This window comes from Yersinia sp. KBS0713 (assembly GCF_005937895.2).
In the GTDB taxonomy this organism is placed as follows: Bacteria; Pseudomonadota; Gammaproteobacteria; order Enterobacterales; family Enterobacteriaceae; genus Yersinia; species Yersinia bercovieri.
The window spans coordinates 3,726,366-3,749,144 of record NZ_CP042173.1 but is presented as its reverse complement, the minus strand read 5'-3'; the positions used below and the strand labels follow the sequence as shown (position 1 = coordinate 3,749,144).

Here is a 22,779-nt window from a genome sequence, read left to right as displayed (position 1 = left end):
TAAAATTCACTGTATTCAGTGTGTTACACAGTATCAGAATGCACTTTGATAAGGCAGAATACCTGAGCGCAGCATTTGTGCAGTCCCCAGGTTATGGTCGCTACTCAGACCACGTAATTCGATGTTAAAACTGACTCTGTTATCATATTTACTGGCTTCAGTTTGTGAGTTCCAGCCGGTGATTTTACGCTCATAACCCAAGTTTACTGCCCAACAGCAGGTGTTGTATTGTACGCCAACGAGCTGGCTGGCGGGCTGATTAGCTTTAGTATCGTAGTAATACGATCCTACCAACGCCCAGCGGTCGGCAATTGGCCAACTGGCGGTGGCACCAACCTGAGATATACCCTGTTGGTAACCTGGGCTGGTCACGTTAGAGACAGCGGCCTGAATATATTCTGGGCTAGCATAGCGATAATTCAATTGAATCATACGCTCCGAGTCTTTCCTATACTCCATTACCGCGTTACCCAGGGTCAAATTCCCTAAACGGGTATCATACTGCGCACCACCTTTCAGGCCAAACTGATCACTGATTCGCCAGAATGTATCGCCAGCCCAAACAAGGCTACCGGTATCATCACTGTTATCAATAGTTTCGCTATTACCGGTACGCGAACGGCTGAAGTAATAGATTTGACCCACAGAAGCATTAAATCGTTCAACCAGTGCATCATCATATATGCGGGTGGTTAAACCGGTAGATACCTGATTCGCCGACGCAATGCGGTCGAGGCCACTATAGGTACGGTCACGGAACAGGCCAGAGTAGTCCGACTGCATCAACGTGGTGTCGTAAATATAGATATCATCCTGATCCCGGTAGGGAACATAGAGATATTGTACGCGCGGTTCTAGCGTTTGGGTGAATCCTTCACTCCAATCCATTGGTCGGTCAAATACCACTTTGCCATCAACTTTAAATTGCGGCATCACCCGGTTAACTGAGTCTTTTAGATCTGGGGCTGTTTCACCCTTATTCACGCTGGAATAGTAGTTGGCAAAACCAGTCGGGGTATCCTGCTGGTAATGAGTCGCCAGTAATTTGGCTTCGGTATTCAAACTCCCCCAACTGTTGGACAGTGGCAGGTTAACCGATGGCTCAATGTGGAAACGACTGGCTTCCGGATTATTCAGATTAACGCTAGTGAATTTGGCGGCCTGCCCGTAGACATGCAAGTCAAATGGACCAATGTCATTTTTGTAGTAATTCATATCCAGCTGCGGCTGGGCACGGTAAGCATTGCTATTACCGGCATCACTAAACACCTGGAACTGTTTTGAGGCCAGGGTGGCATTCCAGTTCTGGTCGGCATAGCCTGCGCTGAATATTTGCGTGGCATAGCCATCAGTGGTCGAGCCATATTGCGACGTTAAATCGGTGAAGTAATTGGGATCACTCACACGCGTGTAGTTGACGTTGAAACGCCAGACTTTATCCATTACACCGGAATGGCCCCAGTAGTATAACCAGCGGGTAGGGTCTTGCTCTTTGCCATCTTGCCCGTGGTATAAACGATCACTTGGCAGCCAGTCTAACGCCATGGTGCCTGAACCAGGTGCCAGCAGGTAGCGGAACTCATTCTGCCACTGCAACCCACGGCGCTCCATATAGTGCGGGGTAATGGTTGCATCAAAGTTTGGCGCAATATTCCAGTAGTACGGCAGCATAAACTCGATGCCGTTGTTACTGGTGTATTTAGCATTAGGGATCAGGAAACCTGAGCGACGCTTATCACCGATCGGCAATTGCATATACGGGCTGTAGAACACCGGCACCTTGCCAATTTTAAAGCGGGCATTCCAGATTTCCGCTACTTCTTCCTCACGGTCGTGTATGACTTCGGAACCCACGACGCTCCAGCTATTATCACCCGGCAGACAGGAGGTAAAAGTACCATTTTCCAGAATGGTGTAGCGATTCTGACCCCGTAATTTCATCAAATCTGCATCACCACGCCCCTGTCGACCGACCATCTGATATTTACCTTTATCCATATCAGTGTCTTTGGTATTCAGGTTTGACCAGCCTTTGGGGCCTTTTAGCTTGATTTGCGGATCGTCATAATTCACGTCGCCAGTGGCGGTGACCGTACGCACCGGGATAGCTTCACCGGTTTTTTGTACTTGCGTCAGCTCAACCTGATTAGCGGTTAACGTGCGATTACCTTGCTGGACAATAACATTGCCAGTGAACAGTGCGTTATCCGGGTAGTTGGCTTCGGTTTTAGCCGCATTAATGCGGACCGGTAGCTGATTCGGATCGCCTGTGACCAATGGTTGGTCATAGGTAGGTACACCGAGCATACATTGCTCAGCGAGGTCAGCCAGCGATTGCTGGCTATATAGTGCCGTCCATATCAATGTGGCCAGCAGTGTTGGGAATCTTTTTTTCATACGCGGTTTTGGTGTTCCGTCATCGGGGGGCATCATGCCGGCAAACGGTCTGAGACTATATTACTCATCACAGTTGCGCTAGTGTTAAATCCGGCCGCTTACACGTCTCGCTGTTAGGCGCTGAGCTGAATGCCGAGTATGATAATGCAAATTTTGACTGACGGCATGATGAATTGAGGAGTATATGCAGTATTGGGGAAAACTGCTCGGTCTGGTATTGGGCTTAATGTCAGGTACTGGTTTCTGGGGTGTGGTACTGGGGTTGCTTGTCGGCCATATGGTAGACAGGGTGCGAAGCACGAAGCGCCGCGGCTATTTTGCCGATCAACAAACACGACAATTAATTTTTTTCCGCGCCACTTTTCAGGTGATGGGGCACTTAACCAAGGCCAAAGGGCGGGTGACGGAGGTTGATATTCAGCTTGCCAGCCAATTGATGGATAGAATGCAATTGCATGGCGAGGCCCGGGCAGCGGCACAGCAAGCATTTCGTGAGGGGAAAGAGAGTGGATTCCCGCTGCGTGAAAGATTGCAGGAGTTGCGCGGTGTCTGCTTTGGTCGCTTTGACTTAATTCGGATGTTTCTGGAAATTCAGTTGCAGGCCGCATTTGCCGATGGTTCGTTGCATCCCAATGAGCGGCAGGTGCTGTATGTCATCGCTGAAGAGCTGGGGATCTCCCGTGGTCAATTTGATCAATTCCTGAGCATGATTGAAGGTGGTCGCCAGTTTGGTGGTCACGGCGGATGGCAGGGCCAGCAGGGAGGATACTCTCAAGGTGGTTACCAGCAAGCGTCGAATGGCCCAACACTGGAGGATGCCTGCAAGGTGCTGGGGGTGAGTAGCAGTGACGACAGCGTGGTCATCAAACGTGCTTACCGCAAGCTAATGGGGGAGCATCATCCGGATAAGTTGGTGGCGAAAGGTTTGCCGCCAGAAATGATGGAGATGGCGAAGCAAAAAGCCCAAGAAATTCAAGCCGCCTATGACTTAATTAAGCGCGAGAAGGGATTTAAATAAGCTTGGCTGGTTTTATAAGATGCCTGTTATCAGGCATCTTTCGCTTCTTATTTTAAGGTGCATTAAAAAATAAGAAAAGGTGTTATTACGGCCATGCCGAGAGTTAGCATATGTCTGCCAATACTGGGTAGATCTACATTTGTCATATTATGCGAAACAGTATCGAAGGTTGTTATCGCATCGGGTAATAAGCTTATGTTTTTTGACGCTGAAGGTAAGGAGGGAGTTATTTTTTTCTCCGTAATACCAGGGGGGGTATATAGGTAATGTGCTTCTTTGATATTGTCAAAACTGACCTTTGAGTCACTTATTCCTGCTTCATTTTCCTGCTGTGGAACATAAGCGCCAAGTTTACTATAAAACGTTTTTGAATCTGCCGCCCCAAAAGGTGTGTCACGTTGATATATTTTCTCATCGCCAATAGATATTTTAATTGAGGGGGTATCTCGATGCATGACCATCTCGATAGTGAGATGATGATATTTGGCTAATTCAATTTGCTTCAACCATATATTTTCATTCTGATAAGTTTTGGCATCAGGCCCGATGGAGTCTGAATTTTGATTAACAGTGGCTATTGCCGCGACTAATGTGCCATCTTGTTTGATATGTAAAGAGAATGGAGGACGGTCGCCTCCCAATTTTTTCATGCTCCCCCCCAACTCTCTTACCTGAAAGAGAATAAGATCGTTTGGGAGATGTGTTGCTTTGAAATCAAATGAGTATATTGATTTTGCTGCGACATTAATGGGACTGAAGTTTGAGATCTCTGCACGGTAATTGCCTTGTTCTTTGGGTAAATAAAAAGTAATGGCGTTATCTTTTTTATCTATTTCATTTTTCGACTGGATCGTTATGTACTGAGACTCAAGAGCTTTGGTATTTTCTTTTTTTATTTTAGCCGAAGTGGTGTTTCTTTTTGGATGCCAGTTTTGTGTGGGGGTACTCATGCTGACCGAATATCCTGATAATGCCGCTACACTATTTTGATCAAATCTATGCATATGACTTCTGATCTTCTTCCCTTGAGGAATGATTGGTTTATCAGAAGTTTCGGTGCGGGGTGTTACGACAGCCATAATAATATTCCTTCATTTCATTTGTGATTGATGGAATATTATTACTTAGCTTACTATTTCATTGTTGTTTTATATTCTTAAATATATTTTTTTCTAATACTTAACATCATATTTAAAAGATGCCAGCACAATTCAAAAACTATCATGCAAACTAATTACTATCAAAATCCTGCTTCACACTTAAAATGCATCAGGGTGCTAAACTCTGGATGAGTAATACATAATTCCTGCGCATGTAACTGCAACCGGGGTGCCATCGCTTTGGCTTCAGGATGGGCGTAGAAGCCATCGCCGAGGATCGGATGACCCATTGCCAGCATATGAACCCGTAACTGATGTGAGCGACCAGTGATTGGTGACAATTTCACCCGGGTACTGCCATCCGCATCCCGTGAAAGCACCTGATACTCAGTTTGGGCGGATTTACCGGTCTCATAGCAGACTTTCTGTTTTGGCCGATTGGGCCAGTCGCAGATTAAAGGTAGGTCAATCAGGCCCTCATCTTGTGCCAGATGGCCCCATACCCGCGCGATATACGTTTTTTTCGGTTCGCGCTCACGAAACTGGCGCTTAAGCTCGCGCTCAGCAGCTTTGGTCAACGCCACAATAATCACACCACTGGTTGCCATATCCAGCCGATGAACAGATTCCGCAGTCGGATAATCGGCCTGAATACGGGTCATGACACTGTCTTTGTGCTCTGGCGCGCGGCCGGGTACAGAGAGCAACCCGCTCGGTTTATTGACCACCATAATATGCTGATCTTGATACAGAATATGCAGCCAGGGGTCGCGTGGAGGATTATAGGGTTCCATTTTTATTCCAAAAATATGAGCTGAAAGTCATGAGCGTGGCTCCGCTGCGCAAAGCCCCGCAGAAGGAAAACCGAGCATCCAGTCTCAGTTTTCCTCTTTGAGATTACTGGTGAGTGACCACCACCAGGCGGATAGCATCTAAACGCCAGCCCGCTTGATTTAGACTTTCCAGTACCAATTTACGGTTATGTTCCAATGCTTCCAGCTCATCATCACGAATATTTGGGTTAACCGCTTTTAGGGCTTCCAAACGCGCCAGTTCCGCACTCAACTTATCATCAGCTTCGTGCTTAGCGGCATCAATCAACAGCTGCGCTTGCTCTGCAACTAGCGCCTCTGCCTGCTGCAACATGGTGTGAACCTCTTGCTGCACCGCATTGACCAACTTGCTGGAGGTATGACGATTAACCGCATTCAACTGGCGGTTAAAGGTTTCAAATTCAACCTGTGCCGCCAGATTGGTGCCGTTACGATCCATCAGCATCCGCACCGGAGTCGGTGGCAAGAAACGGGTCAATTGCAGATGTTTTGGCGCTTGCGCTTCGACCACATAGACCAATTCAGCGAGCAAGGTGCCAACAGGCAATGCTTTGTTTTTCAACAAAGAAACTGCGCAACTGCCCGTGTCGCCAGACAGGATCAGATCCAAACCATTGCGGATGATCGGATGTTCCCAACTGACAAATTGGGCATCTTCCCGCGACAGTGCCTGTTCGCGATCAAAGGTGACAGTGCAGCCATCTTGCGGCAAACCAGGGAAGTCCGGCACCAACATGTGGTCAGATGGTGTCAGTACGATCAGGTTATCGCTACGATCTTCTTGGTTGATCCCAACAATATCGAACAAGTTAAGGGCGAAACTGACTAAATTCACGTCATTATCTTGATCCGCAATAATCTGCGCCAGCTCCTGCCCATGTTCGCCGCCATTGGAGTGCATCTCCAATAGACGGTCACGGCCTTGTTCCAACTGAAGTTTCAGCTCTTCATGCTGCTGGCGGCAGGTGTGGATAAACTCATCCAGCCCTTCCTGCTCATTGGGGGTCGCCAGATAACCAATCAGTGTTTGATAGCCGGTATCATAGATGGTGCGGCCGGTTGGGCAGGTGTGCTCGAAAGCATCCAAACCTTCGTGATACCAGCGTACCAGCACCGCTTGGGCGGTATTTTCCAAATAGGGCACCATGATTTGGATTTCGCGGTTCTGGCCGATACGGTCCAGACGGCCAATACGCTGTTCCAGCAAATCTGGGTTGAACGGCAGGTCAAACATCACCAACTGGCAGGCGAACTGGAAGTTACGCCCTTCCGAACCGATTTCAGAGCAGAGTAATACCTGTGCGCCATCCTCTTCAGAGGCAAAGTAGGCGGCGGCACGGTCGCGTTCAATCAGCGATAAACCTTCATGGAACACGGCGGCGCGGATAGCTTCGCGCTCACGCAGCACTTGTTCGAGCTGCAATGCTGTGGCGGCTTGCGCGCAGATAACCAGCACTTTTTCGCCACGATTAGCAATCAGATAGTTGAGCAGCCACTCAACCCGAGGATCGAAGTTCCACCAGGTGGCATTTTCGCCTTCAAACTCCTGATAGATTTGCTCCGGATAAAGCATATCTTTGGCGCGCGCTTCCAATGTTTTTTTGGCGCCCATGATGCCCGACACTTTAATCGCCGTTTGGTACTGAGTCGGTAACGGCAGCTTAATTTGATGCAAGACGCGATGCGGGAAGCCCTTCACCCCATTACGGGTGTTACGGAACAAGATCCGGCTGGTGCCATGTCTGTCCATCAGCATGGTCACCAACTCTTTACGGGCGGCTTCGCTATCTTCACTTTGGCTATTAGCGGCTTTCAGCAGTGGTTCAATATCTTGCTCAGCAATGAGTTCACCCAACAAATTCAGCTTATCGTCGGCTAAGCGCTCGCCACCTAGCAGCAGTGTCACGGCATCGGCAATCGGGCGATATTTCTGCTGCTCATTGATGAACTCTTCGTAGTCATGGAAGCGATCAGGATCGAGCAAACGCAAGCGAGCAAAGTGGCTCTGCTGGCCCAATTGCTCTGGTGTTGCGGTCAACAGTAAGACGCCGGGGATATTTTCAGCCAACTGTTCAATAACCTGATATTCGCGGCTCGGCGCCTCTTCGCTCCACGCCAGATGGTGCGCTTCATCCACCACCAGTAGATCCCAAGCGGCGTCTGCCAACTGCTCCAAACGCTGCTTATTACGGCGCACAAAATCCAGGGAGCAGATCACCATTTGTTCGGTTTCAAACGGATTGGTGCTGTCTTGCAAGGCTTCGGAGTAGCGGCTGTCATCAAATAGCGAGAAGCGCAGATTAAAGCGGCGCAGCATCTCAACTAACCACTGATGTTGCAGGCTTTCTGGTACTACAATCAGTACACGCTCAGCACGGCCTGCCAGCAGTTGCTGGTTGATAATCATCCCCGCTTCGATGGTTTTACCCAAGCCGACTTCATCGGCCAGCAATACGCGCGGTGCATGGCGCTGCCCCACTTCATAAGCGATATGTAGTTGGTGTGGGATCAGGCTGGCACGAACGCCACGCAGGCCGCTCCATGGCAAGCGGAACTGCTCACTTTGATACTTACGGGCGCGAAAACGCAGGGCAAAACGATCCATGCGGTCGATTTGACCGGCAAACAACCGATCTTGTGGTTTGCTAAAAGTTAGTTTGCTATCGAGCAGCACTTCACGCATCGAGACGCCGTTCTCGTCTGTATCCAGACGGGTGCCGATATAGGTAATCAGCCCGTTTTCGTGCGTCACCTCTTCCACTTTCAGCTGCCAGCCTTCGTGGTGAGTGATGGTGTCGCCTGGATTGAACATGACACGAGTGATAGGCGAGTCATTTCTGGCGTAAAGGCGGTTTTCACCGGTTGCGGGGAACAGTAAGGTGATCATGCGTACGTCGATGGCAACGACGGTACCCAATCCAAGTTCGCTTTCTGTATCGCTGATCCAGCGTTGACCAAGTGTAAAAGGCATAAATTATCGGCTCGATTTTTTTGTTGGACAGTTATGAGTAGAAAAGTGTTTGTCAGTGCGTTGATGCGAATTTTGGCAAGGGCGCTATGGTAATGGAAGGCGAGCGCTGCGTCACCTGTAAAACAGCTGAATTACGATTAAAATAGCCCCATTTGTCCGGTTATCAGTGTGGTGAAGTCATCATGCATGAACGGAAGTATAGCGTCAGCTACCGGTTGTAGCTGGCGGGTCAGGTAGTGATCGTAATCGATGGGGGATTGGCGGGTCTCCAGTGGCTCGGGGCCAGCAGTGGTCATGACGTAGCTTATCCAGCCACCATTTTGATATTGCAGTGGGCGGCCCTGCTTGCGGTTAAACTCATCCGCCAGACGGGCAGCTCTGGCATGTGGTGGCACATTGCGCTGATAGTCGTCGAGCCGCCGACGCAGGCGTTTGCGGTAGATCAACTGCTCATCCAGCTCACCATTGAGGGTGCGCGCCACATAATCGCGCACATAGTCCTGATAGGGCTGCTGCTGGAAAATTAGCAAGTACAACTCGCGCTGGAATTGCTGTGCCAGCGGGGTCCAATCGGTGCGAACTGTCTCCAGCCCCTTGTACACCATCTGATCGCCGGTGGGTGTTGATATCAGCCCGGCATAGCGTTTTTTGCTCCCTTGCTCCGCGCCACGGATGGTGGGCATCAAAAAGCGCCGATAGTGGGTTTCAAACTCCAGTTCCAGTGCGCAGGGCAAATTAAAGGTTTGCCGGATATGGTTTTGCCACCATTGATTGACGTGCTGAACCAGCTCTTTGCCGATGCGCGCTGCCTGCGCTTCGCTATGGGCATTTTTCAGCCAGACAAATGTTGAGTCGGTATCGCCATAAATCACCTGATAGCCCTGTGCTTCAATCAATTCGCGGGTTTGGCGCATGATCTCATGGCCGCGCAGGGTGATCGAGGAGGCCAATCTTGGATCGAAGAAGCGGCAACCGCTGGAGCCAAGTACGCCATAAAAAGCGTTCATAATTATCTTTAATGCTTGCGATAACGGCTTGTTTTGCTGACGTTTTGCCGCCTCTCTCCCCTGCCAGATCTGGTTGACAATCGCCGGCAGGCAGTGTTTCTCGCGGGAGAACCAGGCCCCGCGAAAACCCGGCACCGAGTGCTCATCATCCGGCTGCTGCATACCCGCGACTAATCCGACCGGATCAATGAGAAAGGTGCGGATAATCGAGGGATAGAGGCTTTTATAGTCGAGCACCAGCACCGAGTCATACAAACCGGGCCGGGAGTCCATCACAAAGCCGCCGGGGCTGTGCTCTTCTGGTAGCTCACCTAAATTGGGGGCCACATAGCCGATACGGTGCATCCGTGGCAGATAGAGGTGGGTAAAGGCCGCCACTGAACCGCCGCTGCGATCCGCCGCCAACCCAGTGACAGTTGCGCGCTCAAGCAAGAAACTCAGCAGCTCGGTTTTGGCAAAAATCCGCGTCACCAGCTCACAATCTTTCAGATTATAGCGGGCCAGTGCTGGCTTATCATTGGCGAAGCGATGATTGATCTCATCCATGCGTTGATAGGGGTTATCACTGGCTTTCCCCTCGCCCAGCAAGGTTTGCGAGACAGACTCCAGACTGAAGGAGGGGAAGTTCCAGGTCGCCGATTTCAGCGCCTCGATGCCATCAATAATCAGCCGTCCGGCCGCCGAGGCAAAAAAATGCCCCTGCTTAAAGCCGTGCTCGCGCCACTCCAGCAGGCTACCGCCACGGCCAAAGCGCAGCGGGATCTGATAGCGATCTGCGTGTTTTTGTAGCACGCGCAGATCAAACTGCACCAGATTCCAACCAATTATGGCATCGGGATCATACCGCTCCAGCCACTGGTTCAGCTTCTCCAGCAACAGCGGGCGGCTGGCGACATATTCCAGATTGAAATCCAGTGCGGCACTCTCGGCATCGTCGCCATTGGGCGGCCCCAGCATGTAAACCTGCCGCTGACCGCAACCTTCTAAACCAATGCAATAAAGCTCGCCGTGTTCGCTGGTTTCGATATCCAATGACAGCAGTTTTAGCGCGGGTCGATAGTTATCCGCCGGTTTCATTTGGGTGTTGAGTAGTGGGCCGTTGCCGTTCTCATCCCCGCTGAACCAGACTGGCGCGGTAATAAAGCGCTCCATCAGAAAACGTTCGGGCGGGCGAATGTCACCTTCATAAACATTCACGCCACTCTCCCTGAGCAGTTTTTCCAGGCGGATTAACTGGCGATGCTGGGTGCAATACAGCCCCAGAACTGGGCGGTGATGGAAGTCGGTTAGCTCAAGGGGGCGCAGTTGCCAACGGCGTTCATCACGCAGCAGGGTTTCAACCCGTTGCCGTTGTTCGGCCGGGATAAAGGCGACCGATGGCTGAGGCGGCAGTCTAACGTGCTGCGGCCCTTCATCGGTGGCGAGCCAGAATTCAACTTCGGTGCCTGCCTGCGTGTCACGCCAGTGGCGTGTGAGCAGGAAGCCCTGACGGGTGTGCCCCACACTGCTACCTTTAGTAAGAGAAACTATTTAAATTATGTACAGGCTATTTTATTTGCCATTTTGAATTTGGGCAGTGCTCGAAATCCTCACGTACTCTGTGTACGCTCCGGTTTCTGCGCGCTGTCCGCATCCAAACTGGCTGCAACAATAACGCCTGGGGCTTAAGCTCCCTTAGTATGGGTATTTATACAGTGATTGTCTATTTCAATGATGATTCCCCATTGACTCATTTGACGGGGAGCCGGACAATCCCCCGCGCCTGAAACAGGGTTGTTAACCAACGGACAAATTTATGGAAGCCTACATATTACATTTGCTGACACAATCACTGGCTTTCGCGCTATTTGTCGTCATGTTCGTGACTTTTCTCGAATCTTTAGCGCTGGTGGGGATGCTACTGCCCGGCACTATCATGATGACCACTGTGGGGGCGCTGATTGGCAGCGGGGAGATGGATTTTTATTGGGCCTGGGCCGCAGCTACAGTCGGTTGTCTGACGGGGGATTGGCTTTCGTACTTTATTGGTCGCCGTTTCAAAGCGCCGCTGCACCGCTGGTCTTTCCTGAAAAAACATAAATCGATGCTGGCGAAAACCGAACATGCACTGCACAACCACAGCATGGCCACGGTTCTGCTGGGGCGCTTTATCGGCCCGGCACGCCCTATCGTGCCAATGGTGGCGGGGATGCTGAATTTGCCGCCGGCAAAATTCGCGCTACCCAATGTGATTGGTTGCCTCACCTGGCCGCCGGTCTACTTCTTCCCTGGCATCCTGGCCGGTGTTGCCATTGATATCCCACCGAGCGCCAATAGCTTTATGTTTAAGTGTCTGTTAGTGGCGGTGGTGCTGCTGATTTGGTTGGCGTGCGGGTTATTATGGCGCTGGTGGCGTTTTGATAAACGTAGTCCAGATCGCCTCAGCAAGTGGCTGCCCCTTGCCCGACTGCGCTGGATGACGCTGCTGGCGATTGCACTCGCGATCGCCAGTTTTGTCTGGCTGCATATGCAGCCGATGATGCCGATTTATCGCCATCTGTTATGGAAAGTCTTGGGCGGATAACGGGATGCCTAGCACGCTAGCTTCTGGCGCACTGCCGCTGACCAGTGCTTGAGTCTGGCCGTCATAGTAAATGCGGCCATCAACCACGAGTAAGGTGCGGTCGGCGATACGCGCGGCATCATCAAGATTGTGTGACACCATCAGTAGCGTCAGTTGGCGCTGGCGGCACACCTGATCGACCAATTGCAGCATTTCATTACGTAATGCGGGGTCCAGCGCAGAAAATGGCTCATCCAACAGTAGGATTGGCTGACTGCGCACCAGACAGCGCGCGAGTGCTGCCCGCTGGCGTTGACCACCGGAGAGCTGCGCGGGCAGGCGGTCGAGGCACGACTCCAATCCCACTTGCTGGGCAATCTGGCTGAGTAACTGTTTTTGCTGTTGATTGAGTTTCAGCCCCGGATGCAGCCCCAGCCCGATGTTCTGCTCCACATTGAGGTGTGAGAACAGATTATTCTCCTGAAAGAGCATCGATACCGGCCTTTGGGCGGGTACTGTGGTGGTGTGATCCTGATTATTCAGCAACATACGGCCACTGGCCGGCGCTAAGAAACCGGCAATCAGACTCAGCAGGGTGCTTTTACCCGCGCCACTCGGGCCAAGGATCGCCACCCGCTCACCGGGCTGAATGCGCAAATCAAAGCGCATCGGTAAGTGGTCGTACAGATAGGTTATTTTCTCAAGTTTTAGCATGGCGGCTCGGCAGTCGTTCAATCAGAGTAAATAGCAGGAAACAGAGCAGCAGCAGCAGCAGGGCGGTCACTGCGCCATCGTTACTGCGGTAAGAGCCTATCTGCTGATAGAGATAAAATGGCAAGGTGCGGAAGTGCTCATTACCAAATAGCGCCACCACGCCAAAATCGCCGATGGAGAGCACACTGGCAAAGGCCAGCGCTTGCGCCAATGGGCGCTTTAGGGCGCTTAGCTCAATATGGCGCAACCGGTGCCAGCCGCGAATATCCAGCGATAAGCAGAGCGGCGTATAGCGCTCGGCCAGATCGCGCATCGGGTTATCCAGCACTTTCAAGGCATAGGGCACCGCCATCAGCGCATTGGTCAGGATCACCAGCGCGTAAGGGGATTGTGGCAAGCCCAAGGTGTCGTTTAGCAGTAAAAAGAAGCCGGTCGCCAGCACGATACCCGGCATCGCCAGAATCACCATGCCGCTCACTTCCAGCGCTTGCCCGTAGGCCATCTGCTGACGCAGTTTCAGCTCACGGCTGCTCCACAGCAGCATCATGGTCAGGGTGACACAGAGTAATCCGGCCCCAATGGCGATGGTCAATGAGGTAAAGAAGGCTTGCCAGAGCGGGGGTTGCTGCAACACGGTGAGTATCGTTTGATTGCTGCCATCAATGACGACCGCGAGCAAAGGAGGAACCATCAATAGCAAAGCCGCACCAATCAGCAGAGTGTCGCTGATGCACGACCAATAGCTATCTTGCGGGTTGCGCCATATCTGTCCGTGAGTGTTTCCCACCGCCAGTACCGAGTTCAGCCGCTGGCTTAGCACCACCAACCCCAAGCAGCAGCCCAGTTGGATTAGCGCCAATAGTGCGGCGCGCCCGAGATCATAATCGTAACTAAGCGCCTGATAAATCGCTAACTCGATGGTGGTAGCTTGTGGCCCGCCGCCCAGTGACAGCACGGTGGCGAAGCTGGCAAAACAGAGCATAAAAATCAGCGCGGCAGTGGGCAGAATTTGGCGGCGCAGATAGGGCCACTCGACCCAGCGGAAATGCTGCCAGCCATTCATACCCAACTGCGCGGCCAGCTGGCGCTGCTCTACGGCGATGCTCTCCAGTGATTGCAGCAATAAGCGGGTCGCCAGCGGCATATTAAAGAAGATATGCGCCAGCAAAATGCCTTGTAAACCATAGGGCGAGAAGCGGTAATCCATCCCCAGCCAGCTAAACAGCCCCGCCAGCCAGCCCTGGCGGCCATAGACCGTCAGGATACCGAACAGGGCCACCAACACCGGCAGCACCAGTGTCATGGCGCATAAACGTAGCATCAGTTGACGGCCTGGAAAGCGGCGGCGATAGAGGGCGCGGGCTAGAAAAATGGCGGGTGTCACCGACAGCAGCGCGGAGAGAAACGCCTGCCAGAAGGTAAAGCGGATCACATGCCACAGATAGCTGTCATGCCAGAGATTTTGCCACTCTGCCGCGGGTGCATGTCGCCAAATAGCGGTGAACGCCAATAAGGCGACACCGACTATCAGCGCGGCGGCAAGCAGCCCCGGCCACAACCATGGCGGGATTAGCGGCTGACGGCGGATTGCCATGCCTGAATCCATTTACCACGGTTATCGGCTACCTCTTTGGCATCAAACTGCAATGCTTTTTGCGGCACAGTTAGCGTTTCAAACCCTGCCGGAAGATCCATTTTGATCACCGGATACATCCAGTTGCCGGTGGGAATATGGTTTTGGAAGGCGGGGGTGACGATAAATTTCATAAAGCGCTGTGCCAGCTCCGGCTGTTTGCTGGACGCCACTTGACCCGCGACTTCCACTTGCAGGTAGTGGCCTTCGCTGAAATCGGCGGCGGCGTAGTTGCTTTTCTGCTCTTCAATCAGATGGTAAGCCGGCGAAGTGGTGTAGCTCAGCACCAGATCCCCTTCCCCTTTCAGGAACAGACCGTAAGCTTCGCTCCAGCCTTTGGTGACCGTGACGGTTTTTTTCGCCAGCTCTTGCCACGCCTGCGGGGCTTTATCGCCATACACTTTTTGCATCCACAGCATTAAGCCAAGGCCCGGTGTACTGGTGCGGGGATCTTGGTAGATAACCTTCCACGGCGCTTTGCTGCTGACCAACTCTTGCAGGCTCTTCGGTGGGTTTTTCAGTTTGTTTTTGTCATACACAAAGGCAAAGTAGCCGTAGTCGTAAGGGACAAAGGTTCTGTTCTGCCACGGCTCAGGCAGTGTCAGCGTGCTGGTATCCACCTGACTTGGCGCGAATAAGCCGGTTTGCTCCGCCGCCTGTACCAGATTGTTATCTAAGCCTAAAATAACATCGGCCTGGCTGTTTTTACCCTCCATCCGCAGGCGATTCAGCAGTGAAACTCCATCTTCCAGCGCCACAAATTTAAGCTGACAATCACATTCGGCTTCAAAGGCTTTTTTAATCGCCGGCCCTGGCCCCCAGTCGGCAGCAAAGGAGTCATAGGTGTAAACCGTCAGGGTGGGTTTATCGGCAGCAACAGCGGCAGCAGACAGCAAAAACAAGCAGGGAATTATACGTTTAAACACTTTGCACTCCTTAAGAATAAAGGTGGCAAAGGTATCTGAGGCGGTCAATAACGTCACTATCATGATGATAAGACGTTATTTTTCTCAAATCCCTCCGCCGGTGTTAACCGGATCAGGTTCGACGGGTTTGCTCTCAGCTAACTGGCGGTTTTACTGCCAGTTAGCACCCCGTTGAGACGGCGCTATTGTAGTGATTAATTCGGGCGGGTGAAAGGGCGTTTATACCTCAGGTGGGGTAAACCAGGCTGATTTGAAGTCAAACCAGCCGAGGGTGTTCATGCGCACGCCGCGCATACTGTGCTGCCCATATAATTCTAGCCAGTGATGGAACAGCGGGTGGAATTGATTTTGGCTGACTAATCGTTGGCTCCAGTCCGCCATCGGCAGGCTATTATTGCGCCATGATCCCACGTCGTGATGCAGCTCATCGTCGAGGCAGTGTTGCAGCAGCGGTAGCTCATACAGGGTGGCAAATAGAGAGAACTCCAGCGGCAGGTAGAAGTTGGCGCTGCCGAGCCAGATATCGCTCTGCGCGTCGCCTTGATACCAACTGACATAATCCACCGCCTGAATCACCAGCTTGACGCCATGGGCGGCCAGCAGGGTGGTCAGTGTCTGGCTGATGGCATCAAACTCGGAGTGCTCGCTGTAAAAGGTGAGCGTCAGTTCGCTCAACCCCTCCGGCTTGGGTTCCAGTGTGGTTAGCCGGTTGTGGTGCCAGCGCGGCAACATGCCGTAAGCCGGTGACCAGTAGCGCTGATAAAAGGGGTCTGCATGGCTGAGTAGGGCGACAGGGGTGAGAAGCCTACAGAGCCAGCGGCGGATCTCGGGATGACTGGTTTGGCGGGAGCGCTGATCAAACAGTAAAAAGTAGCAGCCCTCCTCCAACCGACTCTCCAGCTCATTTTTACTGGTGTCATCCGCTTGTAGTTGCACACCGGAGTAGACCAGCTCCTCGGACAGCTCCGGTAGTACCCAGATATTCACCTCATCAATCAATGCGCGGAACCCAAAATAGTTATCAAACGCCTGAATTTTCAATTGGCTACGATGATTGCGGATCACTGAATAGGGGCCAGTGCCGATAGGGTGGCGCGGGAAGTCGGGCTGACTTTCCCACTCCTGCGGCAAAATCATGGCGTGTACACTGCCCAACAGCCAGGGTAACCAGTGATCCGGGCTGTTGAGATGCACATCAATGACATAGGGGGTCGGCGAGCGCACCGCCGTGATATGCGAGAACAGCGGTTGTGGGATCAGACGGGTCAGGCTGGTGATGACATCCTCCATTGCCAGTTCACGGCCATGATGGAAATGGATGGCGGGGCGTAAATAAAAGCGCCAATGCAGTGGGCTGATGGCTTGCCAGTGGTGAGACAAATCTGGCTCGAGTTCCCCATTTTCCTCATTTATTCGCGTCAGGCCATTAAAAATCTGCCGAACCATGTGGGTTTCTGAGCGGCGCAGGGCGGTGCCCGGGAGTAGATTGGGGAGCGGGCGATAATAGAGCACGCGCAAAATATGTTTTCCCTGACGGAAACTGCGCCCCAACTGGGATAGCAGCATTTGGCGTACCGCTTTTTTATCCCCCACCAACTGCACCAGCTGATCAATATTGTCCTGCTCCAGCAACTCGTCGGCCCGCTGCTGTTGCAGTGCCAGCCCGGAGTAGAGGAAGGTCAATTGTGAGCGCTTACCACGCCCCGCTTCCGCTTGCCAACTCAGCCAGCCCTCATGCTGCATACTGCCCAGCAAGGATCGGACATGGCGACGTGAGCAGCAGAGCACCTCGGCCAGCTCCTGTAAGGTGGTTTCCGTTGGCTGACCATTAAACCGTTGCCAGAGGCGAATAAATTGCTGTTGCAAACGTGAGGCGGACATAAAAGAGGAACTCCACGGCAAATTTCATCAATTTTTCTTTCCTTATATTACCCAGATACTGGTTGCCATGGAAAGCGGGTTATCACCGCGATGCTGATGCAGTCACTGCTAATGGGGGAATAAGATGATTTTTAATGTGCAGCGCTATTCCACTCATGACGGCCCTGGCATTCGTAGTGTGGTATTCCTCAAAGGTTGCTCGCTGAGCTGCCGCTGGTGCCAAAACCCGGAGAGTCGTTCACCTAAACCTGAAGTGTTATTTGACCCGCGCCTGTGCCTATCTGGCTGTGATTTGTGCCAGCAGAGCTGCCCGCAGGCGATCCAACGTATTGATGATCAACTGGTTATTCAGCGTCAATTATTGGCGGTAGAGGATATTCAGGCGCTGACCATTCGTTGCCCCAGTGGTGCGCTGACGGTGTGTGGCCGCCCGATTGATCTTGAGGCGACGATGGAAACCTTGCTGCGTGACATGCCGTTTTATCGGCGCAGCGGCGGCGGGGTGACCCTATCAGGCGGCGAGCCTTTTATGCAGCCGGAGGTTGCTGCTGAACTATTGCAGCGCTGCCATCAACTGGGCATTCATACCGCGGTTGAATCTTGCTTACACACCCCGTGGCGCTATATCGCCCCGGCTTTGCCATGGCTTGATTTGATGCTGGCGGATCTCAAGCATACCGATGAGCGCCGTTTTCAGCAGTGGACTGGCGGTTCGGCCAGGCGGGTGATGGATAACTTTTGCAAGTTAGCCGCGGCAGGCACCGCTATTACGGTGCGGGTGCCGCTGATCCCCGACTTCAATGCAGATTGTGACTCGGTGAAAGGAATTGTCGATTTTGCTGCTGATGAGATTGGGGTGAAAGAGATCCATTTTTTGCCTTACCACACGCTGGGCATCAATAAATATTCGTTGCTGGGTGAAGCCTATCTGGCCGCCAATAGCCCTTTGGATGCTCCTGACCTGCTGGCCTTCGCGGAAAGTTATGCCCGTGACAAGGGCCTGACCGCAATTTTAAGAGGATGACGCAATGACCACACTCGATTTGGTAACCTTAAGCGAACGGACAAAACAGCATAAAAACGCACTGATCCACATTGTTAAACCACCGGTCTGTACCGAGCGGGCGCTGCATTATACCGAGGGTTATCAGCAGCATCAGGATAAACCCTTGCCAGTTCGCCGTGCGCTGGCGCTGGCTCACCATCTACAGCAGCGCACTGTTTGGATCAAAAACGATGAGCTGATTATCGGTAATCAGGCCAGCCAACTGCGAGCGGCACCGATTTTCCCTGAATACACCGTCGGTTGGATTGAAAGTGAAATTGACCAGCTGGCTGATCGCCCTGGGGCGGGCTTTTCGGTCAGTGAAGCAGACAAAGCGGTATTGCATCAGTTGTGCCCATGGTGGCGCGGTCAAACCGTGCAGGATCGCTGCTACGGTATGTTTACCGACGAACAAAAAGCGCTACTGGCGACCGGTATCATCAAGGCGGAAGGCAATATGACCTCCGGTGATGCCCATCTGGCGGTTAACTTCCCGCTGCTGCTGGAGAAGGGCTTGGATGGTCTACGCACCAAAGTCGCCAGTCGCCGCGCGCGTCTGCAACTGACCGACTGGAGTGATTTGCACAAAGAGCAATTTCTGAAAGCGATTGATATCTCGCTGGTGGCGCTGAGTGAACATATTGAGCGCTATGGGGCTGTGGCGCAGCAAATGGTGGAGGTCGAGACGCGCGATTGGCGGCGTGCTGAACTGCTGGCTATTGCTGAAAACTGCGCGCTGATTGCTCATCAACCGCCGCAGAGCTTCTGGCAAGCTTTGCAGCTGTGCTACTTCATTCAGCTAATTTTGCAAATTGAATCCAATGGTCACTCGGTCTCCTTTGGTCGCCTCGACCAGTATCTCTACCCATGGTATCGCCGCGATGTGGAGCTGGAAAATAGCCTGAGTCGCGAGCAAGCGATTGAGATGCTGCATAGCTGCTGGCTGAAATTACTGGAAGTGAATAAAATCCGTTCCGGTTCGCACTCTAAGGCGTCGGCGGGTAGCCCACTCTATCAAAACGTCACTATTGGTGGACAAAAACTGGTGCAGGGTAGGGCCATTGATGCCGTTAACCCGCTCTCTTATGCGGTGCTGGAGTCGTGCGGGCGCTTAAAATCAACCCAGCCAAACCTCAGTGTCCGCTACCATGCGGGGATCAGTGACGATTTCCTCGATGCCTGTGTGCAGGTCATTCGCTGCGGTTTTGGGATGCCGGCCTTTAATAATGACGAAATCGTTATTCCTGAATTTATCAAGCTGGGCGTGGAGCCGCAGGATGCCTACGACTATGCAGCGATTGGCTGTATTGAGACTGCGGTCGGCGGCAAGTGGGGCTATCGCTGTACTGGCATGAGTTTTATCAACTTTGCTCGCGTGATGTTGGCGGCGCTGGAACAGGGGCGCGATGCCACATCAGGCCAGGTGTTCTTGCCGCAAGAGCAGGGGCTGTCGCAAGGCAACTTTACTGATTTCGCCCAAGTGATGGCGCAGTGGGATCAGCAGATCCGCTACTACACCCGTAAATCCATCGAAATCGAGTGTGTGGTGGATACCGTGCTGGAAGAGAACGCCCACGATATTGTCTGCTCGGCGCTGGTGGATGACTGTATTGAGCGCGGTAAAAGCATCAAGCAGGGGGGCGCCCGTTACGACTGGGTTTCTGGTCTGCAAGTGGGTATCGCCAATCTGGGCAACAGTCTGGCCGCGGTACGTAAACTGGTGTTCGAACAACAACTTATCGGCCAGCAACAGCTGGCAACGGCGCTCACCAATGACTTCGCCGGTCTAAACGGCGAGCAACTGCGCCAGCATCTGATTAATTCAGCCCCGAAATATGGCAATGACGTTGATGATGTTGACCAACTGCTGGTGCGGGCTTATCAGACCTACATTGATGAGCTGAAGCAGTATCACAATACCCGTTTTGGTCGCGGGCCTATTGGTGGCACCTATTATGCCGGCACATCATCCATCTCTGCCAACGTGCCATTTGGTGCAGCGACCATGGCAACACCGGATGGACGCAAGGCGCACAGCCCACTGGCGGAAGGGGCAAGTCCGGCCTCTGGCACTGACCATCTGGGGCCAACGGCGGTGTTTAATTCATTGTCAAAACTCCCCACCGCCTCGATTCTGGGCGGGGTGTTGCTGAATCAAAAGCTGAATCCGTCCACGTTGGATAACCCTCGCGATCGTGAAAAATTAATGATGATGTTGCGTACTTTCTTTGAGGAGTATCTGGGCTGGCACGTGCAGTACAACATTGTCTCCCGCGAGACATTAGTGGATGCCAAGCAGCATCCAGATCGTTACCGCGATTTGGTGGTCAGGGTGGCGGGCTACTCAGCTTTTTTCACCGCACTGTCGCCAGATGCGCAGGACGATATTATCGCCCGCACCGAGCATACCCTGTGATTGATTGTGCTAGATGATGTCAGTTGAGTGAAGTGAGTCCTGCTGCTGTATTGAGTAGCAAATGTATTGAGTATCAAAAATTTCTGAGTAATGGTGTGTTTCACCAGCCAGCAGGTTAACTACCCGCTGGCTTTTTTTATTATATTTGGCACTTGAAGCTGTGGCGTTGTTAGCCGCAAATTAGTTATCAGAAAAATGATTTTTACCATTAAAATTATGCTGCTTTATATAAGAGCTTCTGTAGCATAGAGATAAATCGCTATTTCTGGCGCTGGAGCCTGGAATGAAATCTGCACTCACCTTTTCCCGTCGTATCAACCCGGTTTTTCTCGCTTTCTTTGTGGTGGCCTTTCTTTCTGGTATCGCTGGCGCGTTACAGGCTCCGACATTAAGCCTGTTTTTAAGCACCGAAGTGAAAGTTCGCCCACTCTGGGTTGGTCTGTTTTATACCGTGAATGCCATTGCCGGGATTACTGTCAGCTTTATTCTGGCAAAACGCTCCGATTCACGTGGTGATCGCCGCAAACTCATCATGGTCTGTTATCTGATGGCGGTGGGCAACTGCCTGCTATTCGCCTTTAACCGTGATTATCTGACATTAATCACCGCGGGTGTGTTGCTGGCGTCGGTCGCCAACACCGCCATGCCGCAGATATTTGCCCTCGCGCGTGAATATGCCGACAGTTCGGCGCGTGAAGTGGTGATGTTCAGCTCTATTATGCGTGCGCAGCTCTCATTGGCGTGGGTTATTGGGCCACCGCTGTCGTTTATGCTGGCACTGAATTATGGTTTTACCCTGATGTTCAGTATTGCCGCTGGTATCTTTGTGCTGAGTGCGTTAGTAGTGTGGTTTATTCTGCCGTCAGTGCCGCGCGCAGAGCCGGTGGTGGATGCGCCAGTGGTGGTGCAGGGCAGCTTGTTTGCCGATAAAAACGTGTTGCTGCTGTTTATTGCCTCAATGCTGATGTGGACTTGCAACACCATGTATATCATTGATATGCCACTGTATATCACCGCAAGCCTGGGTCTGCCTGAGCGCTTAGCGGGTTTGTTGATGGGCACTGCCGCCGGGCTTGAGATCCCCATCATGCTGCTGGCGGGCTATTCGGTTCGGTACTTTGGCAAGCGCAAAATCATGCTATTTGCCGTGCTGGCTGGCGTGCTGTTCTATACCGGATTGGTGCTGTTTAAATTCAAAACCGCGTTGATGTTGCTACAGATTTTCAATGCCATTTTTATCGGGATCGTCGCGGGTATCGGTATGCTCTATTTCCAGGATTTAATGCCGGGCAGGGCGGGGGCCGCTACCACGCTGTTTACTAACAGTATTTCAACCGGGGTGATTTTAGCGGGGGTGCTGCAAGGGGGATTGACCGAAACCTGGGGACATGATTCGGTATATGTGATGGCGATGGTGCTCTCCATTCTGGCGCTGATTATTTGCGCACGGGTGCGGGAAGCTTAGCGCCCCGTAGGGCGCTGGAGGTTATTGACAAAGTGCCGGTTGCGGAGAGAACAGCTAGATCGTAAAGACGCCGTAAATCCTTCCCTGGAGGCTCGAGCCGCGCCATCCCTGGCGCGGACGCTTTACTCTTCTACCCGTCCTCTCCGTTCCAGATCGCGTCATCGGGTTTTTTCAGCAGCCTGTAGCGCCCCGTAGGGCGCTGGTATTGCTCACTTATAAAAATAATTACCGCAGAAATTCTGGCTGTTGTTTTTCGTATGCGGAAATATTACTTTCGTGCTGCAAGGTCAGGCCAATACTGTCCAAGCCGTTAATCATGCAGTGGCGACGGAAGCTATCGATTTCGAAAGCATAACTTTTGCCACCTGCATTTACGGTTTGCGCTTCCAGATCGACAACAAATTGAATGCCTTCATTGCTCTTAACTAACTGGAATAACGTATCAATATCGGCTTCGCTTAATGTGACCGGTAACAGTTGGTTGTTAAATGAGTTGCCGTAAAAGATATCGGCAAAGCTCGGAGCAATCACCACATGGAAACCGAAGTCTGTCAGTGCCCAGGGCGCATGTTCGCGCGATGAACCACAACCGAAGTTCTCGCGGGCCAACAAAATGGTCGCGCCTTGATAGCGGGGCTGGTTCAGTACAAATTCAGGGTTCGGCACTTTGCCCGCATCGTCGAGAAAACGCCAGTCGTTAAACAGGTGTTGACCAAAACCAGTGCGAGTGACTTTCTGCAAAAACTGTTTTGGGATAATCGCGTCGGTATCGACGTTCGCCGCATCCAAGGGTACAACCAAACCAATGTGTTGAGTAAATTTAGCCATGGT

Annotated in this window: 15 protein-coding genes and 1 riboswitch; of the genes, 5 read left to right on the top strand and 10 right to left on the bottom strand. The window is 52.2% G+C overall.

The features are described from left to right. Window positions 1-33: 33 nt before the first annotated feature. Window positions 34-2,397, bottom strand: coding sequence for an LPS assembly protein LptD (gene lptD / locus FFE93_RS17830; protein WP_049599806.1), 2,364 nt, complete (start codon window positions 2,395-2,397; stop codon window positions 34-36). Window positions 2,398-2,581: 184 nt separating this feature from the next. Between lptD and djlA the strand changes: the two genes are divergently transcribed. Continuing rightward, complete coding sequence (gene djlA, locus FFE93_RS17825) at window positions 2,582-3,415, top strand: co-chaperone DjlA (protein ID WP_005270586.1); 834 nt, start codon at window positions 2,582-2,584, stop codon at window positions 3,413-3,415. A 62-nt stretch (window positions 3,416-3,477) separates the two neighbouring features. On the opposite strand, the gene FFE93_RS17820 is transcribed toward djlA, so the two are convergent. The 4 genes from FFE93_RS17820 to FFE93_RS17805 all read right to left on the bottom strand — a co-directional run bounded on the left by FFE93_RS17820 (window position 3,478) and on the right by FFE93_RS17805 (window position 10,829). Further along, the gene (locus FFE93_RS17820) at window positions 3,478-4,494 is read right to left on the bottom strand and encodes a hypothetical protein (RefSeq protein WP_261369025.1); all 1,017 of its coding nucleotides are present in this window, start codon (window positions 4,492-4,494) and stop codon (window positions 3,478-3,480) included. Window positions 4,495-4,655: 161 nt separating this feature from the next. Next, window positions 4,656-5,309 (bottom strand): bifunctional tRNA pseudouridine(32) synthase/23S rRNA pseudouridine(746) synthase RluA, encoded by a 654-nt coding sequence (gene rluA / locus FFE93_RS17815; protein ID WP_005270582.1) that lies wholly within the window; start codon window positions 5,307-5,309, stop codon window positions 4,656-4,658. A gap of 103 nt (window positions 5,310-5,412) precedes the next feature. After that, window positions 5,413-8,319 (bottom strand): RNA polymerase-associated protein RapA, encoded by a 2,907-nt coding sequence (gene rapA / locus FFE93_RS17810; protein ID WP_138775694.1) that lies wholly within the window; start codon window positions 8,317-8,319, stop codon window positions 5,413-5,415. Window positions 8,320-8,456: 137 nt separating this feature from the next. Further along, entirely contained in the window at window positions 8,457-10,829 is a 2,373-nt protein-coding gene (locus FFE93_RS17805; RefSeq protein ID WP_005270578.1) for a DNA polymerase II, read from the bottom strand. Window positions 10,830-11,121: 292 nt separating this feature from the next. On the opposite strand from FFE93_RS17805, the gene FFE93_RS17800 reads away from it, so the two are divergent. Beyond that, window positions 11,122-11,889 carry a DedA family protein gene (locus tag FFE93_RS17800; protein WP_005270577.1) on the top strand — a complete coding sequence of 256 codons (768 nt, stop codon included), beginning with the start codon at window positions 11,122-11,124 and terminating at the stop codon, window positions 11,887-11,889. On the opposite strand, the gene thiQ is transcribed toward FFE93_RS17800, so the two are convergent. The 4 genes from thiQ to sgrR all read right to left on the bottom strand — a co-directional run bounded on the left by thiQ (window position 11,866) and on the right by sgrR (window position 17,022). Next, a complete protein-coding gene (thiQ, locus tag FFE93_RS17795) occupies window positions 11,866-12,582 on the bottom strand; it encodes a thiamine ABC transporter ATP-binding protein ThiQ (protein WP_032896306.1) in 717 nt (238 codons plus the stop codon). The two genes, FFE93_RS17800 and thiQ, sit on opposite strands and share 24 nt — an antisense overlap. Next, on the bottom strand, window positions 12,569-14,176 hold the full coding sequence (thiP, locus tag FFE93_RS17790) for a thiamine/thiamine pyrophosphate ABC transporter permease ThiP (protein ID WP_032896304.1): 1,608 nt from the start codon (window positions 14,174-14,176) through the stop codon (window positions 12,569-12,571). Before thiP ends, thiQ begins: the two co-directional genes overlap by 14 nt. Beyond that, the gene (thiB, locus tag FFE93_RS17785; protein WP_049600090.1) at window positions 14,152-15,141 is read right to left on the bottom strand and encodes a thiamine ABC transporter substrate binding subunit; all 990 of its coding nucleotides are present in this window, start codon (window positions 15,139-15,141) and stop codon (window positions 14,152-14,154) included. Before thiB ends, thiP begins: the two co-directional genes overlap by 25 nt. A gap of 71 nt (window positions 15,142-15,212) precedes the next feature. Then, window positions 15,213-15,322, bottom strand: a riboswitch (TPP riboswitch). A 38-nt stretch (window positions 15,323-15,360) separates the two neighbouring features. Further along, on the bottom strand, window positions 15,361-17,022 hold the full coding sequence (sgrR, locus tag FFE93_RS17780; protein ID WP_005270574.1) for an HTH-type transcriptional regulator SgrR: 1,662 nt from the start codon (window positions 17,020-17,022) through the stop codon (window positions 15,361-15,363). A gap of 124 nt (window positions 17,023-17,146) precedes the next feature. Between sgrR and FFE93_RS17775 the strand changes: the two genes are divergently transcribed. The 3 genes from FFE93_RS17775 (at window position 17,147) to FFE93_RS17765 (ending at window position 21,948) form a co-directional block, all read left to right on the top strand. After that, complete coding sequence (locus tag FFE93_RS17775; RefSeq protein WP_138775692.1) at window positions 17,147-18,046, top strand: glycyl-radical enzyme activating protein; 900 nt, start codon at window positions 17,147-17,149, stop codon at window positions 18,044-18,046. Between the two features lie 4 nt (window positions 18,047-18,050). Next, a complete protein-coding gene (locus tag FFE93_RS17770) occupies window positions 18,051-20,483 on the top strand; it encodes a formate C-acetyltransferase/glycerol dehydratase family glycyl radical enzyme (RefSeq protein ID WP_138775689.1) in 2,433 nt (810 codons plus the stop codon). Window positions 20,484-20,766: 283 nt separating this feature from the next. After that, the gene (locus FFE93_RS17765; protein WP_005270570.1) at window positions 20,767-21,948 is read left to right on the top strand and encodes a sugar efflux transporter; all 1,182 of its coding nucleotides are present in this window, start codon (window positions 20,767-20,769) and stop codon (window positions 21,946-21,948) included. A gap of 225 nt (window positions 21,949-22,173) precedes the next feature. Here FFE93_RS17765 and leuD read toward each other — a convergent pair whose 3' ends face one another. Further along, window positions 22,174-22,776, bottom strand: a complete 603-nt coding sequence (leuD, locus tag FFE93_RS17760; RefSeq protein WP_005275269.1) for a 3-isopropylmalate dehydratase small subunit — start codon at window positions 22,774-22,776, stop codon at window positions 22,174-22,176. Window positions 22,777-22,779 lie beyond the last annotated feature (3 nt).